The sequence below is a fragment of the Brucella pituitosa genome, from assembly GCF_003049685.1.
Lineage (GTDB): Bacteria > Pseudomonadota > Alphaproteobacteria > Rhizobiales > Rhizobiaceae > Brucella > Brucella pituitosa.
The window spans coordinates 1,146,235-1,161,539 of the sequence record NZ_PYSY02000002.1 but is presented as its reverse complement, the minus strand read 5'-3'; the positions used below and the strand labels follow the sequence as shown (position 1 = coordinate 1,161,539).

Below are 15,305 nucleotides of genomic sequence, written 5' to 3'. Positions count from 1 at the left end.
ACCTCTTATGCTGCCTCGACACGGGCTGCGCGCAATGACCCGATCATGTCGAGATAGCGGGCTGCTGTGGTGTCGATGGTGTCCGGGTGTCGTGCGTTTTCGCCAAGCGATTGGCGCAGGTCCGGGTTTTCCGCCATGCGTCGCATTGCTTGGGCAAGCGCCAGCGGATCATTGGGCGGAACGGTGAGGCCATTGATGCCATCAGTGATCAATTCGGCCATTCCGCCAATATTGCTGCAAATGACAGGGCGGTTCTGCCCCTGTGCTTCCTGAATGACGAGCGGTGCATTCTCCCACCAGATCGAAGGCATGATTGCGCAATCGACAGACTGGATGAGTTGAGCGATGTCTTCGCGGCGATAAGCGCCGCGACGCTGCACGACCGGCCATGTATTCGTAAAAAGCTGGTCGATTTCGTTGACAAAGCTTTCGCTCTGAAAAGGTGCTGCTCCGTGAACACGCAGCTCGAAATCAAAGCCTTCGGAAATGAGTTGTTGGGCCGCCTCAAGCAGGACTGTTGCGCCCTTCCATGGATTGAGATTGCCGAAATAGCCGAAGGTTGGCTTTGTCCGTTCCTGCCGTCGAAATTCGACTGCTGGCCGTTCGGGCTGGCCATTGGGAATGACCTCAATGCGATCTTCTGCAAGACCCCATTCGACATAGCGCTGTTTGAGAAATTCGCTCGGTGAGACGAAGGCATCGACGGCGCTGAGCAGCGATTTGATGTGCCTTTCACGCAATACGAATTTATCGAGCGCAATGTCTTTGAAGCAGGCATGGCAACGGTCAGGGCTTGCACCATAGCAAAGTTCCTTGCCGGTGGTGCGAACCATCAGGCCGTCATGGTGGCAGATGGGATAATAATCATGCAGTGTCAGGACGATGCGGCAATCGGGCAGTGTGCGGCGCACGATATGTGGGAATTCTGCGCCCAAAAGCAACAGATGATGCAGATGCACGACATCGGGCCTGAAATCGCGCAGCAGTTCGACGATATCCGGCACAATGCCGTAAAGATCGATCTGGCTCATATAGAAGCGATCAAAGTGCCCCGACCACAGCAGAATTTCGTCGCCGCCATTGCCGATGCTCTGGAAGCTTGTGCCGGGACGTGCTTCACGATGCACCTTGTTGGTAGCACCCATGAACATCGCTTCGCATCCCGCGCGCTGGTAGGCACGAAACAGGTCATGGGCGAAAATTTCCGTTCCGCCCGGATGAAGCGATGGATGATTATGAGCTGCAATGAGCACACGAGGAGCCATCAGGCGACACCTCCGCGCGAAGCGATGAAGATATCCTGATAATGATCGGCATTGATGCCACGCCAATGACCGAAGGATTTGGTCTCAAGTTCCAGCCTGGCGCCTGCAAGAGCACGGTCGAGAAATCCGTTCTCAAAACCAACAGCTGCAAGGGGTGGAAGTTCCGGCACAAACCAGCATGGCCCGGCTCCATGACGTTCAAAGGCGAGGCGCTTGTCGCGTTTGCCAAAGCGGTCGCGGGCTGCAACATCATCAACAACAAATGCTGTCATGAAGAGTTTTCCGCCCGGTGCAAGCACGCGTGATACCTGCTCAAGATAGGTCTTCACTTCATCAGATGGCAGATGCGTGACCACAGACGTCATGATGACAAAGTCAAAGCTTTTGTCGGCAAAGGGAAGTGTCAGGCTCAAGCCGTTCACAGTGCCTTTCGGATTGTAGAGGTCATGCGCGATATCAATATGACGGAATTCGAAATTCGGGTAACGCGCGGTGATATTCTGTCGGCACCAATTGACGCCGCCTGATACCGGATCGATACCGGCATAGCGCGCTTTCGCCATATCGAGATATTGTGTCAGCGGCACCGCCATGCGGCCAATGCCTGATCCAATATCAAGCACGCGTGCATCGGGTTTCAAGCCACCTTTGCGGATGAAATGGCCGAGAAACTCAGCGCCAACCGCACGATAATCTCCATCGCCGACAAAAACGCTGTTCGGGTCGGGCGAAGGCAGAAAGCGGTTCTTCAAAACAGATTGTGTCAGCCAGTCAATCTGTTCTTCGGGTATTGCTGGTTTGGCTTTAAGTTCTGGCTGTTTCAGCATTACCACTTCGGTCAAGCGGCGCTCCTTTCAGATTTGGCCACGATCACATTCGAAGGAGCCATCATTGGGTTCTCTTCTTGGGGCGGCGTCATCAGTTCTGTGATTTCTTCATCCCAGCGCTGTGTGTGCAGCCAGGAATTATATTGGCTGGCGAGACCGCGCATATAATCCGCACTGCGGCGGATTGAGCGGCGCTCGAAATGGTAAAGGGCGACATCTGGTTCGTAGAATATCTGGAAGCCAAGCTGGCGGATCTTCAGACACAGATCGCTGTCTTCGTAGTCACCGATGACGTAATCCTCGCTATAGCCGCCCACGAGATCGAAGATATCCTTGCGGGTGATCAAGCATGCGCCGGTGACACCCGGAACGTCGCGGGCACGGCGCGCCGGTGCGTAATTACCGGGCATGCCCTTGTGATAATGATGGTTAAGCCAGATACCCTGACGATCACGGGCGAAATAGAGCCCGGCATGTTGCAGAGAGCCATCTTCGAACAGAAGACGCGGTCCGATCGCGCCAAGCTTCGGTTCATCAAACAAGGGCTGGATGAGCTGCTGCAACCAGCCATGTTCAGACGGCACCACATCGGAGTTCAGCATGACGATGGTGGCGCCGGTTGCAAGGCTTGCACCCGCATTGCAGGCGCGGGCATAACCGCTATTGCGGTTCATGATCGCGAGCTTGAAGGGCATATCATGAAGGATGTGCAGGCCACCCAGCATATGCTCTGTGTCGTCCTGAATTTCAGGAGAATCGAGCACGAAGATGAACTCGGCGTTTTCCATCAGCCAGGGATCGGTTGCCATTGATGAGAACTGAAACCGCAGAAAATCGAGATTGCGATAAAGTGGGATGACGATGGAAGCGAGCGGAGAGGCGGGCGTCTCTCCAAACTCTTTGATCTCAGAAATTCGCACTGTCGCGCCGAGCTTCTTTTCAACTTCTGTCAGGGCTGGAGCCAATATTTGCTCAAACACATGCGGCCGCGCTTGCTGTGGCGGAACAGATCGTAAGATTCGCATGCGTTGCGCGGATGGTTCAAAAGGTTGCGGCGCTGGCACCAGAGGTGCTGTTGTGCCAGACGAAAGGCGCATCTGAAACCGCGGCTGTAGTAGCGGTCCGAGGTTTTTTGCGGATGGCAGCCAGGCAACAAAACCCGTTACATCTTGCTGTGGCGTATCTTCACGCTTTGCGACCTTGCCTGCAAATTTATGAAAATGCGGCTTCAGGGAAACTGCGCTGCCACTTTCGGGCAGATATTCGATATCAGCAAGCAAATTGGCAGGATCGTGCATCCAGCCACCAACGATCAGCCCGCCATCCAGTGCCAGTGCGAGGTCGATTTCGGCTGCCGGATGGGTGGCTGATTGTGCGATTTGACGAACAGGGAGCGGAGAGCGTGTCTGCAAATCAATCGCCACCGCAGTGCCTGCAGCACTGAGTTTTCCCAATTGGCGAACAAGGAACTCGCGTAAATCGCCATTTCCCTGCCATTTGCTCCACCATTTGGCGAAGTCCGTCTGTTCAGGTGAGCGCGCCGCCAGTTTGCGGACAGCGACGCCTTTTTGACCGGCTAAGATCAGTAACAGGGAAGATGGCAGATCCTGCGGGGCTTCCACCAGCAAGTGGCACGGTTGCCACGCGTTGCGCGCTTGCTTGCCTGCGACGAAACGCGGAGGGATCACCATCACACTGCCCGGTGTGACGCCGTAAATAGCTGAAACGTCGCCGAGCATCGGATCGACGGCTGTTTCGAGCAGATGATGGCCTTGAACGGGTTCGCCGCAATATTGCGCTTCACGCGGTTCTGGTGTTAACGCGAAAGTCAGATCACGCACGAGGGATGCAAATGTCTGATTGCGCGAGAGCCTGAATGTGCTGCGCCATGTCGTGAGGATATTGGTCAGAAGCTTGATATGACCGGGCAAAGTGAGATCGCTGACGACGTGATGCACGTCGAAAGCCGCAAGTTCGTTCGCCGGATAAAGGATTGCTTGCGCCGTAGGTCCGAGTGAGCCTGCGGACAGCGATAATTCGATTGGTTCGATGCCGGTCCGCATGGCCCAGAACATGCGCACGCCACCACTTTCGAGCGGAATGCCGATGCTGAGCAGGGGGACGGGCTGGACAGGCATGTCCAGCGTGCATTTGGTCGTTGAGCGAGCCGGGCCGGGAATATCCCAGATGACCACAGCCACATCGGCGCAAAGACGGCAAATGGAGAGGTTCTCAGTTTTGCTTTCAGTGTCCGCCGAATGGTCGAGGTTCAATGTGAGCGCCCTTTCATTCTTGTTGGAAATGCAAACCCGGACGCATTGCTAAGCAGAATGCGGCAGGCCAAAGATTGAGGTCAAAAGGCAGTTGAAGAAGGAACGTGCCCGACGGGAGGATGTCGGGCACGCACTCAATCGTTCAATCAGTGAACAGTGAAGTACTGGTCGGGATGGGCCGTTACGTCGTCTGCACTGGTATTCACGAGGGTAACGGTGTCGCCGTTGCCGAGGTCGACAACAACATTTCCACCAACCTGCGTGACACGATCTGCAAGGTCATCCGCCGAATTGACATCAAGGCCGTTAATGCCCTGCTGGATCTGGAGGATGTCTTCACCTGGGTTGAAATCAAGGATGACGTCGTTTCCGCCGCCGCCATTGAACAAGAAGACGTCACTACCGGCACCGCCGATAAGGATGTCATCGCCGGCGCCGCCATCGAGGATGTCGTTGCCGTTTCCACCTTGCAGGATATCGTTCCCATCGCCGCCAAAGAGAAGGTCTGAGCCATTGCCGCCCTGGAGAACATCGTCTCCAGCGCCGCCAAACAGCACATCGTTCCCATTGCCGCCGCTTAGGACGTCGTTTCCTGCATCACCGAACAGAACGTCATTTCCATTTCCGCCGAAAAGGAGGTCATCACCGTTTCCGCCGAAAAGGATGTCATTCCCGTTATCGCCGAAGATGGTGTCATTGCCATCACCTCCGAATACGAGATCATCACCGCCATGAGCGCGGATGAAATCGTCAAAGCGGGAACCGAACAACACGTCGTCGTAGGCGCCGCCTTCTAAAGTGGCCATCTGCTTCTCCTTGTGTTCCTGTATGGGGTGTTCCTGTATGGATTTACAAAAAGGCCGGAAAATGGTCCGACCATTATGCTTGTAGTAGTCTGCGCCGCATCAATTACAATTGCAACATTATTAGTTGGTATAAATTTGGCAGCCATAAGTAACAAATTATTACGAATAATTTATATTACAGTTTTATAAACAGAAATATAATATATATTTATAATCATTATAATTTCTATTTACATTTTATTTGACTGCAAATTAATTCCAAATTTGAAACATCGCCCATGAGAAATAATAATTAATATATTTCAATGGTATGGCAGCAGGCACATCGTGCCTCGCGTTAAATGAACCTGTTGGAGAATTTCAACCTATGGATGATCTATATTGCGAAATACTCTTCCTGGCGGGCTACTGATCTGAAGCTCAAATCAGTAGCCTGGTTGAAGTTAGTCTTCGCGGAAGGCCCTGTTGAGGCTGTCTGTAATAGGCGAAACGAGGTAGTCGATTGCTCTGCGTTCTTTGTGAACGATGATGATTTCAGCAGGCATCCCCGGATAAAGCCTTGCCGTCGGATTGGCGGCGATTGCTTCGGGTGTAATCTCGGCGCGCGCCACGAAATAGGCTGAATCTGTCTTTTCATCGAGCGATTGATCGGCCGCAATATAGGTAAGCCTGCCATCCAGAGGTGGCATTGAGCGCTGATTATATGCGGTTAGACGAATTTGTGCGCCTGCTCCCACCGAGATGCTGTCGATATCTCGTGGGCTTATTTTCATTTCGACGACCATTGGTTCGTTCTCAGGCACGATATCCATAATCGGTTCGCCCGGAGCTACAACGCCACCCGGTGTGCGCAGCCTGATATTGGCGACAATGCCTTGCTGTGGGGATCGAACTTCGACACGGCGCATGACATCCCTGGCTGCAACGATCCTCTCTTGCACGTCTGAAAGCTCGACCTGACTTGAGGTGATTTCGCCGGCAATTTCTGACTGCAGGTCGCTCTCGATGCCAGTGAGTGCAAATTCTGCACCGGCTTTTGCCTGTCCGGCTTTGGCCTTGTCACCAGCATATTCGCCGCGATCACCTGCAAGCTGGCTCAAGCGTGTATCGATTTCAGTGAGCTTCGACTTTTGAGCGAAGCCTTTTTCAACAAGGCTTGCAATCGCCCGACGCTGTTCGCTGATCAGCTCAATCTGACGATCTGTGGCGGCAATCTGCGAGGTCGAGGCCTTCTCCTGTTCGGTATATTGCTCAATGGTTTTTTGTTGAATGTCGATTTTGCTCAGCTTCTGCGCAAGGCGCTTTTGAAAGAAGATATTCTCGGCTCGTATTGCGTTTTCCGCATTTTCCCCACCCTCGGAAAACTGGTCCGGAAAGGTGATTTCCTTGTCGCCTGATTGTTCGGCCCGAAGGCGTGCAAGCTTGGCAATCAATCCAATACGACGGCTTTCCAGCGATTGCAGTTCGGAGCGTGCTTTGGTTGCATCAAGCTGGAGCAGCGGCTGGTTAACGGTAACGATGTCGCCTTCCTGCACCAGCAATCGATCGAGAATTCCGCCTTCGAGATGGCTGATCGTCTTGCGCTTGGAATCAACGATTACCGTGCCGAGTGCCACTGCGGCACTGCCGAGATTTGCCGAATAAGCCCAGGCGAAGAAGCCGCCAAAAGCAACGCCTATCGTGGCAAGGCCTGCAATGATGAGACCCCGCAAGGGTGATTTGGAATCTTCCTGTTCAATGTCGTGTGCCCATTCAGGTTTAACAGAGCCAAATCGGGTGAGAGACTTGTGATCGGATGATTCTGCACGCGGCGCGAGCAGGCTGGAAACACGACGCGGAATAACGGACTTGCCTATCATGCGCTTGCCGCTCCCATTTGAGGGCCAGTACCGGCCGGAGTGAGTGAGGAGACCACGTCCGTTCGTGGACCGAATTGCGTGATACGTCCATTGTCGAGCACCAGAAGCTTGTCTGCGACCTGCATGATAGATGGGCGATGTGCAATCATGATGACGATAGCGCCGTCGTCGCGCGCATGTTCGATGGCGCGCATCAACGCACGTTCACCGACCGCATCGAGATTGGAATTCGGCTCATCTAAAACGATCAGTCGGGGTCGATTGTAAAGGCAGCGTGCCAGTCCGATGCGCTGACGCTGACCGCCTGAGAGTGTCAAGCGTCCATCACCAACCGGGGTGTCATAACCGAGCGGCATTCGCCCGATCATTTCATGCACATCGGCAAGGCGCGCTGCTTCGAGAACCCGTTGCGGATCGCTGTCGCCCATGCGTGCGATATTGTCCTTGATCGTTCCGTCCAGCAGAGAAACCGATTGCGGAAGATAGCCAGCAATCTCGCCGAATGAGCCTCGTTCCCAGAGATAGACATTGTTGCCGTCCAGAAAGACGCCGCCTGAGGTTGGTTTGACGATGCCGATCAGCAGTCGTGCCAAGGTGGATTTGCCCGCAGCAGAAGGCCCAACGATCCCGAGAACCTCGCCGGGCGAAATGGCGAAAGAAATCCCCTTGATGATCGGCACATCGACGCCGGGGGCGGCATAAATCAGCTTGTCGACGACCAGATCGCCGTTGGGGCGCGGGGTTGGCATGGTCTGACGGACAGCAAGATTTTCGGAAAGCAACGACTGAACACGTTTCCAGCTTGCGATTGCGCTCACCCATTGGCGCCAGTTTTCGACAATGCGGTCGAAAGGCATCAGCAAGCGGCCAATGATGATACTGGTTGCGATCATTGCGCCAGCCGTGATTTCCTGCTGCATGGCGAGAAGTGTGCCGGCACCCAGTGAGCCGATCTGCACGATGAAACGTGCGGTACGTGCGATGGACGACATGGCGCGGGCGCGTGTTCCGCCGAGATCAAGCACGTCAAGCGCCTGTACCTGCATCGTACGCCAGCGCCGGGCCAGTGCGGGAAGCATGCCCATAGCTTCAATCGCTTCCGCATGTCGCAGACTGCTGCCGATTTTTGCAACAGCTTCGACATTGGCCTGATTGGCTTCCTGAATGAGATTGCGGGTCAGAAGATCGGTCAACACGCCACAAGCTACCAGGATGATCACTGCAACAAGCCCGATCAGACCGAGCATCGGATGCAACATGAACAGCACACCAAGGAAGATTGGTGACCAGGCCGCGTCGAGCGGCGCATTGATTGCAGGCGAGGTCAGAAAGCTGCGCAGTTCCGTCAGATCGCGCAGTGTCTGGGTCGCTTTTGGCAGTCCCTGATTGACGGAAGCCTGAACGGCTGCGGTGAGAACCGCGAGGTTTAGCCGGCGAACCAATGCACTGCCCATGGCCTGAAATGACAGGGCCCGGATGTACTCCAGCACACCAAACACCAGCATGGCCCCGATCGCAAGAATCGTCAGCATGGTCAGTGTGTCCATGCTTCGGCTGTTCAACACCCTATCATGCACCTGCAACATATAGAGGGGCACAGTGAGTTGTAGCAAATTGATACAGGCACTCAAAAGCACTGCATAAAGAAGACCTGACAGGAAAACGCGCCGGGCCTTGAAAATAAGGCTTTTGGACGTAGTTACAGAATCGTCTGGCCTTTTTTTATCCGCTGGGCTCTTGCCAATTGGATTGTTTTCGCGAGTATCATTCATACGCGATCTGCCTTGTAATGGTCACAGGTGGCGGATATCCCTAAAAAGTGTGGTCTAGTTCTCAAGTTCAGTAAAGTAATACTGCAGAGAATGTGACAGAAAAAGGTTTTTGCGGCGGGGAAATGCGAAAGGAGACAAATAAATATAACTGCAAATTTCTTCAAAATTTGAAGTAAAATTGAAAAATGGAGAGCAAGAGATGCAAAAACTTCTGCACGAGGGAGTGGAAGTCGAAACATCAGTTGATGGATTTACTTCCGTTGACTTTCCTGAAGTTACCGCCGAAAAACAGGAACGCAGACATCCAGTCCATACTGTCGTAATTACGCATTTCGAACTGGCGCGGATGATAGAGCGAGTGAACCGCCGCTTTGTAAGCCTTCTGAAAACGGAGCTTACCAAGTTGGGCGTGGAAGATATCGGGCCTGCTCAGACATTGGTTCTGATGGCTATTGGTGATGTCGAGCTCACTGTGGGTGAACTACTGGATCGCGGGCATTATGTCGGATCCAACATTTCCTATTATCTTAAACAACTTACGGATGGCGGATATGTCGATCGTGTTGCCTCTCAGAGGGACAAACGATCAGCGCGAATTCGCCTGACGGACAAGGGTGAACGGCTGTGCACAAGCTTGCGAAATGCGAGCAGAACCTACAGCCATGTGCTTGCCCGTGATGACGATGATCTCCGAAATCTGGAGATTGCTTACCAGACCTTACACCGGCTTGAGCTCGTGTGGGGCAATGCTGCTCGTTATGGCATCTGATGCATAGCGGCAGGTTTTTGGCCAATAACCGGACACATTTTGTGACATGCGTATAGCTTTTGTGCACAGGCGCGGTTTTGGTCAGTTTGCTGCGTTGGCCAAGCATCTGGCTACCAGTGGACATGATGTCAGCCTGATTTGCGAGACAGTGGACCGTCGCCTCCCAGCGGTCCGCGTCATCCGCCACCGAGTAGAATCTGCGCCTCGCACCAAAGGTGCGATGGCCAGATATCTGGAGGTGCCCGATCATCACACAAGGATCGGGCATCGGGTGGCTGAAACATTTGAAACCATGGCACAGCATGGACAAGCGCCTGACATTGTAATCGGTCACATAGGTTGGGGCAGTATGATGTTCGTCAAAGACGTACTGCCCACAACGCCCGCACTGGGCTATTGCGAGTTCTTCTATCGTGCTCACGGTGCCGATGTCGGTTTTGCACCGGATGACCGGCCAGATGCCGAAACGCGCAAGCGGCTGCGTCTTCGCAATATGGCTCAGCTGGTGACACTTGATGGTATGGATGGCGGTTTCAGCCCGACACATTGGCAGAAGAGCCTTTATCCAAAAGCCGTTCAAAACCGGATTGCTGTTGTGCATGAAGGCGTCGATACAAAGCTGTTCTATCCAGACAAGCATGCTTCAATCCTGTTGCCAGACGGGCGGACGTTGAAGGCAGGTTCTTCACGCGTCATCACCTTCGTCGCTCGTGATCTCGAACCCTACAGAGGATTCCCGCAAGCGCTTGAAGCTGCGGCAAAGGTTATCCGGCAAAATGACGACGCGATTTTTGTTTTCGTTGGTGGCGATGGCGTAAGCTACGGCACGCCACCGCCCGGAGGCGGCTCATGGCGGGAGCATCTGCTGAGCAAGATGGATTTGCCACCTGATCGAGCTGATCGCATTGTGTTTCCCGGCACCGTGTCCCATGCGCAATTGCGCAAACTCTACCAGATATCCACTGCACATATTTATCTGACATATCCGTTTGTTCTGTCGTGGTCTGTGGTGGAAGCCATGGCCTGTGGGGCACTCATTATCGGCTCGGACACACCGCCGGTGCGTGAAGTCATCCGGTCGGGTCAGAACGGTCTGCTTGTGCCTTTCTATGATACGGATGTGCTGGCAGAAACTATTCTGAATGTCCTCAGAGATCCTGATGCTTGCCTTCAGATGCGCGCAGCGGCACGCAGAACGGTCGAAAAACGCTTTCGGTTGTCGGAATGTTTACAGCAGCAAAAAACCTTGATCGATGCAGTATTGAACGGCAGATAAGTAGTATGTGGCGACAATCGGGCATTCAAGGCCTGATGATATAATATAAAAGCCCGTATTTCTGCGTGTTTATGGCATATATCCAATATGCATTCATATTGTTTCAAATTTTGAATTAAACCAGTTCCAAATATTCGTAATATTATCATATAGTCTTCGTTATATTACTGTTGACAATACATGGTCTGTATTTTCTGATTGTGCATAGAAGCCGAACCTCCCAAGTTGGCTCTTACACAATGGATGACTATGTTGAGCACACCACTTCCTGCGATCTCGGCGCGGAAAGCCCGCCGTTATGCCATTGCTTCGATGCGTGATCGTGAAGCGCTGGAATCGACTGCTCTTGGCGCATTGACTACTTTTGTCGAAAATGACGGCAAGTTGCTGCGGATGGCGAACACGTTTCCCCTTGTTGCTGTCGCGGCCTCTGATGAAGGTGCAAAAGATCTGAGTTCCGTCTTGCAGCAGCTCTACCGGATGCGCACCATTCCTGAGGTGCCTGTCATACGTGTTGATGAGGCATCACCGGAAAGCGTTCCTTTGCTGGTTTCGCAATTGCTTGAGAGCAGCCTTGATCGCCTCGTCAGCCATGTCAGCAAAGTTCATACCGAGCTTGCCATGTTGCGGCGTGAGCGCGAAACCATGTTCGAGAATTACCGGGCCATCGAAGATGCATTTCACGCGCGCAACTGGGACTCTTCGACAGAGCTTTTCTCTCATGCGCCTTTGGTTGATCCGAAGGATGAGGGCTTTGCCAAGTTGCTGCGCGAATCGGAAATTGAACAGCTGTTCCCGGTTTCGAGCTATGCCGTCTCCGGCTTTGCACTGCATTTTCGTGATCTGCCCGCCAATCGCAACGGTCAGTTGATCGTAACGCTCGACTATCTTGAAAATGGTGAGGGCATTGCCGAATGGCTCGTACCTTATGCCACGCTACATTCAGAATGGAATTTCTTCTCGCTGCCTAAGGCTTGCGATGGTAGCCACCGTACCCTGCGTCTGCGCATTTCGGCGACCGGCGGTGTGCCACCAGAACTCTCGTTGGGCAATGTGATTGCCAATGAACGCTATGCGGCACGTGCCCGCATCCCGCATGGCGATCTTGATATGCGTCCGCTGGCACTTCGTATTTTTACGGGGCTTCCGGGCGTTCGGCCAGCATCATTGCCCAACGCAATCGTGCCGACCTCGCTCATCAATGGCCGCAAGGTCGATGATTATCGCATGCCCATCGAGCTGCTGCGCAATGTGGCCAATGTATCCGTTACCCCACTTACACCGGATTTTCCGACTGTGCGGTTTCTGGAGCATGAAGATGCCATCGGTTGCCATCCGCTCGAGGAGGGCATTACCGCAGCAGCGATCCGCAGGGTCGTAGCACCCGGAACAGTGCGTATTTCGGCGCGTGCAGTCATTGATCATCCGGAAGGCCAGCCCTGTGTGGCGGGGCTGCTGCTGGTCAACCTTGCTTCCGATGTGAAAGAGGAAATCGACGCGATTTCCAATCTTGATCGCCGCCGCCAGCAGGTCCTGTTCAGTGGCTGGTCGGAAGTGGCACCCAACCGTCCGATTGATATCAACTTCATGCTTGAAGAGCCGATTGATCGAACGATGGATTTGATCGTGCTGAGCAAGGCTGCAGGAGATTCTGTCGATTTCTCCTGGCTGAAAATCTTCAATTTCCGCCTCGTGAAACATGTTGAAGCCCGCCCTGTTCAGACAATAGTCAAAGAGGTTGCGAATGTACGATAGGTCCAGGGATTTGATCGTTGTCGCAATGCCGCTTTACGGCCACGCGGCACTGGCACTTGAGGCGCTGGAAACTCTTCTGGCATCGGAAACGGTATTCCGCACACAGATCGTGGTTTCGGTGGATGGAGATCCACGCCGCGAGGTTTTTGATAGCCTCGCGCTTTATGCGGCAGCGCATCCCAATGTCCACGTTATCTTCGGAGAGAATGCTGGTCCGGGGGGCGCTCGCAATCGTGCTGTCGACTATATTCTCGAAGAGATGCCGGATGTTAAAGCGGTCTATTTCGTGGATGCCGACAATCGGGTGCAACCGCACACCATCGATACGCTTTATCGTAAGCTTCTGGCGTCGAATGCGGGCTGGGTCTACACCAATATCGACACTTTCTCGGTCAACTGGCGTGCGCATTATGGCGACAGCTATTCGCGCCTGATCCACTGCATCACCGACAATATCTGCGATACCGGATCGATGATCTCGGCGGAGGTTTTCAGAAACGGTGTACGCTTTGACGATGATCGCCAAAACGGATTCGAGGATTGGGAATTCTGGCTTTCTGCCATTGAGGCGGGCTTTGTCGGGACACCTTGCCACGATACCGGATTTGAATATCGTCTGCGCGCCGAGAGCCGCTTCAAGGAAGCCAATCGCGACCGCTCAGGCTCAATCAACTTCCTGCGCAAGCGTCACAAAGCATTGTTTCGCCGTCCGACGCTCGTGGGCTTTGAGCACGAGGAATGCCCGCGCTACGGTGTGATCCGCGCAGGTGAAGGGACTGTCAGTCTTTTCAGCGATCTCAGCCTTGGTACGAGTGATCTCAAGTTTGATGACGCAATTCGCGCCTTCTGGGGCAGTGTTTCCGAACCAGACAATTTTCACTTCCCACCGTTTCTGGCCTCCTCGAACACGGAGACCTTGAAGCTTCTGGCGCGCTCGCGATTGCTGCCAAATATTTTATCGCGACTGGAGAAACTGGCCGAGGAGGCCAATATCGTTTTCGTCGAACTAATCAATGTCGAGGACGAGCGGCGCATCGATACAGAAATCATGCCATCAGGTGCGCGGCAGGCACCTGCCGATCTGATTTTTGTTTCAACGCGGCTCATGCGCGAGATTATCGAAAACGATGCTTTGAGCTGGTTTGCCTCGCTCGGCACGCAGCAATTGTGGCCGACATCCGCGCGCATGAAGGTGCGGTTCCCGTTTCCACGCGTGCGTCAACGCAGAGCTTTGTCACGGCCTGAGCAGTCGATGCTCAATCTGGTGACGTCGATTGCCACAAGCCCGCTCAAGCAAAGTGCAGCCATGCGCTGGACATGGCGTCCGCGTCGTCTGCCCGCTCTTTCTGAAATGTATCAGGTGCTACGCGACGAACTTGGCGGCGGGCCGGTGCTGCCGCTTGCGCATAATGCGGCAAGGACAAAGACAGCAGCTGTTCTGGTGCCGAACGCGTCGTTTGGTGGTGCCGAGAAGGTCGCCTATGCCGCCGGTCGCGAATTGAAGAATCAGGGTTTTGAAACCCACCTCTTCGTGCTCGGCAATGAACGCATGGATGTGCTGGACGAGTTCGACCAGTCCTTCGACTATCTGCATTTCTGGAAAGATGGCATTCCGGCATGGGGCGATACCAATCGCTTTTTGGGACAGGATTTTATCACAGACGATCATCCGCTTGATTGGGGCATATTGCGCGGCCAGCTTTCAGGCTTTGATCTGGTGGTGAACAATCACGTGATGGCAGCGCATCCTCTGATGGGCAAGCTTCGCTCCGAAGGCACGCGAACTGCGTGTTATCTCCATGTGGTCGATGAGACGGTTTTCCGCCGTCAGGCAGGGCAACCCTATGCGGCGATTGCCTTTGAACATGCCTATGACGCTTTTCTGACCTGTTCGGATCAGCTCAAAATCTATCTGCACAGCTTTGGTGTGCCGTTCGAGAAAGTGTTTTCGGTGCCCAATGGTGCGAGCTTCTCCATTGATGCGAAGCTGCGTGCGCAAGTCACATCGGCGCGCAAGGAAGAGCGCAAGGGTAAGCCGATACGCCTGCTCTATATGGGTCGCCTTGATCGCCAGAAAGGTATCGACCGTCTGCATGATGCGATTGTGAAGCTGAAAGAACAAGGCATCCCGTTTGAGGCGCAGGCCATCGGTGGCGAAATTCTCTCTGACGATCCAAGTGCCTCATGGATGACACGTCTCAAGGATGCAGGTGTGAAGGTTTCACCGCCGGTTTTCGACGGCAGAGACATCGCGAACCATCTCGCATGGGCTGATGTTCTCTTGATGCCGTCGCGATGGGAAGGCGCGCCTTTGATGATCGCTGAAGCGCAGCAGCTCGGCTGTGTGCCGGTTGCAACTGCGGTGGGTGCTGTCGATGAACTCATCAATCATGGTCGCGACGGTATTCTCATACGCAATGGCAATGATGCGCAGATCGTGGCCGATATGACCCGCATCCTGACCATCCTTGCGCAGGACCGTGAGGCTTTGAAGCGAACTGCGGAGGGTGCACTCGCTTCGGCAGCACATCGCACATGGTCTTCCGCATTTTCCGAATTCACGGACTGGGCCAATGAAATCAGCCCGGTTTACCCGCAATCCCGGCCCTCCCAGCCGGAGACACCCAATGATGCACGCTCTGTCGCCATCCTCCCGGGTCGCGCAGTCGCCTAAGTGCACTTAATTGAAATTCAGAAAGGCCG

10 protein-coding genes are annotated in these 15,305 nt (G+C 53.9%); 4 read left to right on the top strand and 6 right to left on the bottom strand.

Annotated features, from left to right (window positions below; genetic code table 11):
• Positions 1-5 precede the first annotated feature (5 nt).
• The 6 genes from C9380_RS17810 to C9380_RS17785 all read right to left on the bottom strand — a co-directional run bounded on the left by C9380_RS17810 (position 6) and on the right by C9380_RS17785 (position 8,802).
• A complete protein-coding gene (locus tag C9380_RS17810; protein WP_128094170.1) occupies positions 6-1,265 on the bottom strand; it encodes a glycosyltransferase family 4 protein in 1,260 nt (419 codons plus the stop codon).
• Positions 1,265-2,107 (bottom strand): class I SAM-dependent methyltransferase, encoded by an 843-nt coding sequence (locus C9380_RS17805; RefSeq protein WP_105534797.1) that lies wholly within the window; start codon positions 2,105-2,107, stop codon positions 1,265-1,267. The genes C9380_RS17810 and C9380_RS17805 overlap by 1 nt, the downstream gene beginning before the upstream one ends.
• Positions 2,104-4,365, bottom strand: coding sequence for a glycosyltransferase family 2 protein (locus C9380_RS17800; RefSeq protein ID WP_128094169.1), 2,262 nt, complete (start codon positions 4,363-4,365; stop codon positions 2,104-2,106). Before C9380_RS17800 ends, C9380_RS17805 begins: the two co-directional genes overlap by 4 nt.
• Positions 4,366-4,511: 146 nt before the next feature.
• The gene (locus C9380_RS17795; RefSeq protein WP_024896037.1) at positions 4,512-5,171 is read right to left on the bottom strand and encodes a calcium-binding protein; all 660 of its coding nucleotides are present in this window, start codon (positions 5,169-5,171) and stop codon (positions 4,512-4,514) included.
• Positions 5,172-5,614: 443 nt separating this feature from the next.
• Positions 5,615-7,030, bottom strand: coding sequence for an HlyD family type I secretion periplasmic adaptor subunit (locus tag C9380_RS17790; protein ID WP_024896036.1), 1,416 nt, complete (start codon positions 7,028-7,030; stop codon positions 5,615-5,617).
• Positions 7,027-8,802 carry a type I secretion system permease/ATPase gene (locus C9380_RS17785; protein ID WP_100557450.1) on the bottom strand — a complete coding sequence of 592 codons (1,776 nt, stop codon included), beginning with the start codon at positions 8,800-8,802 and terminating at the stop codon, positions 7,027-7,029. The genes C9380_RS17790 and C9380_RS17785 overlap by 4 nt, the downstream gene beginning before the upstream one ends.
• A gap of 199 nt (positions 8,803-9,001) precedes the next feature.
• Here C9380_RS17785 and C9380_RS17780 point away from each other — a divergent pair, with 199 nt between their 5' ends.
• The 4 genes from C9380_RS17780 (at position 9,002) to C9380_RS17765 (ending at position 15,276) form a co-directional block, all read left to right on the top strand.
• Entirely contained in the window at positions 9,002-9,571 is a 570-nt protein-coding gene (locus tag C9380_RS17780) for a MarR family transcriptional regulator (RefSeq protein WP_100557449.1), read from the top strand.
• Positions 9,572-9,617: 46 nt separating this feature from the next.
• Positions 9,618-10,847 carry a glycosyltransferase family 4 protein gene (locus C9380_RS17775; protein ID WP_128094168.1) on the top strand — a complete coding sequence of 410 codons (1,230 nt, stop codon included), beginning with the start codon at positions 9,618-9,620 and terminating at the stop codon, positions 10,845-10,847.
• Positions 10,848-11,096: 249 nt separating this feature from the next.
• The gene (locus C9380_RS17770) at positions 11,097-12,602 is read left to right on the top strand and encodes a DUF6212 domain-containing protein (protein ID WP_128094167.1); all 1,506 of its coding nucleotides are present in this window, start codon (positions 11,097-11,099) and stop codon (positions 12,600-12,602) included.
• The gene (locus C9380_RS17765; RefSeq protein ID WP_128094166.1) at positions 12,592-15,276 is read left to right on the top strand and encodes a glycosyltransferase; all 2,685 of its coding nucleotides are present in this window, start codon (positions 12,592-12,594) and stop codon (positions 15,274-15,276) included. The genes C9380_RS17770 and C9380_RS17765 overlap by 11 nt, the downstream gene beginning before the upstream one ends.
• The last annotated feature ends 29 nt before the right edge of the window (positions 15,277-15,305 follow it).

Bases quoted from the DNA above. Each gene is read 5' to 3' on its own strand.
- C9380_RS17790 (WP_024896036.1), bottom strand. From the start codon at position 7,030: ATGATAGGCAAGTCCGTTATTCCGCGTCGTGTTTCCAGCCTGCTCGCG.
- C9380_RS17795 (WP_024896037.1), bottom strand. From the start codon at position 5,171: ATGGCCACTTTAGAAGGCGGCGCCTACGACGACGTGTTGTTCGGTTCC.
- C9380_RS17780 (WP_100557449.1), top strand. From the start codon at position 9,002: ATGCAAAAACTTCTGCACGAGGGAGTGGAAGTCGAAACATCAGTTGAT.
- C9380_RS17775 (WP_128094168.1), top strand. From the start codon at position 9,618: ATGCGTATAGCTTTTGTGCACAGGCGCGGTTTTGGTCAGTTTGCTGCG.
- C9380_RS17765 (WP_128094166.1), top strand. From the start codon at position 12,592: ATGTACGATAGGTCCAGGGATTTGATCGTTGTCGCAATGCCGCTTTAC.
- C9380_RS17785 (WP_100557450.1), bottom strand. From the start codon at position 8,802: ATGAATGATACTCGCGAAAACAATCCAATTGGCAAGAGCCCAGCGGAT.
- C9380_RS17810 (WP_128094170.1), bottom strand. From the start codon at position 1,265: ATGGCTCCTCGTGTGCTCATTGCAGCTCATAATCATCCATCGCTTCAT.
- C9380_RS17770 (WP_128094167.1), top strand. From the start codon at position 11,097: ATGTTGAGCACACCACTTCCTGCGATCTCGGCGCGGAAAGCCCGCCGT.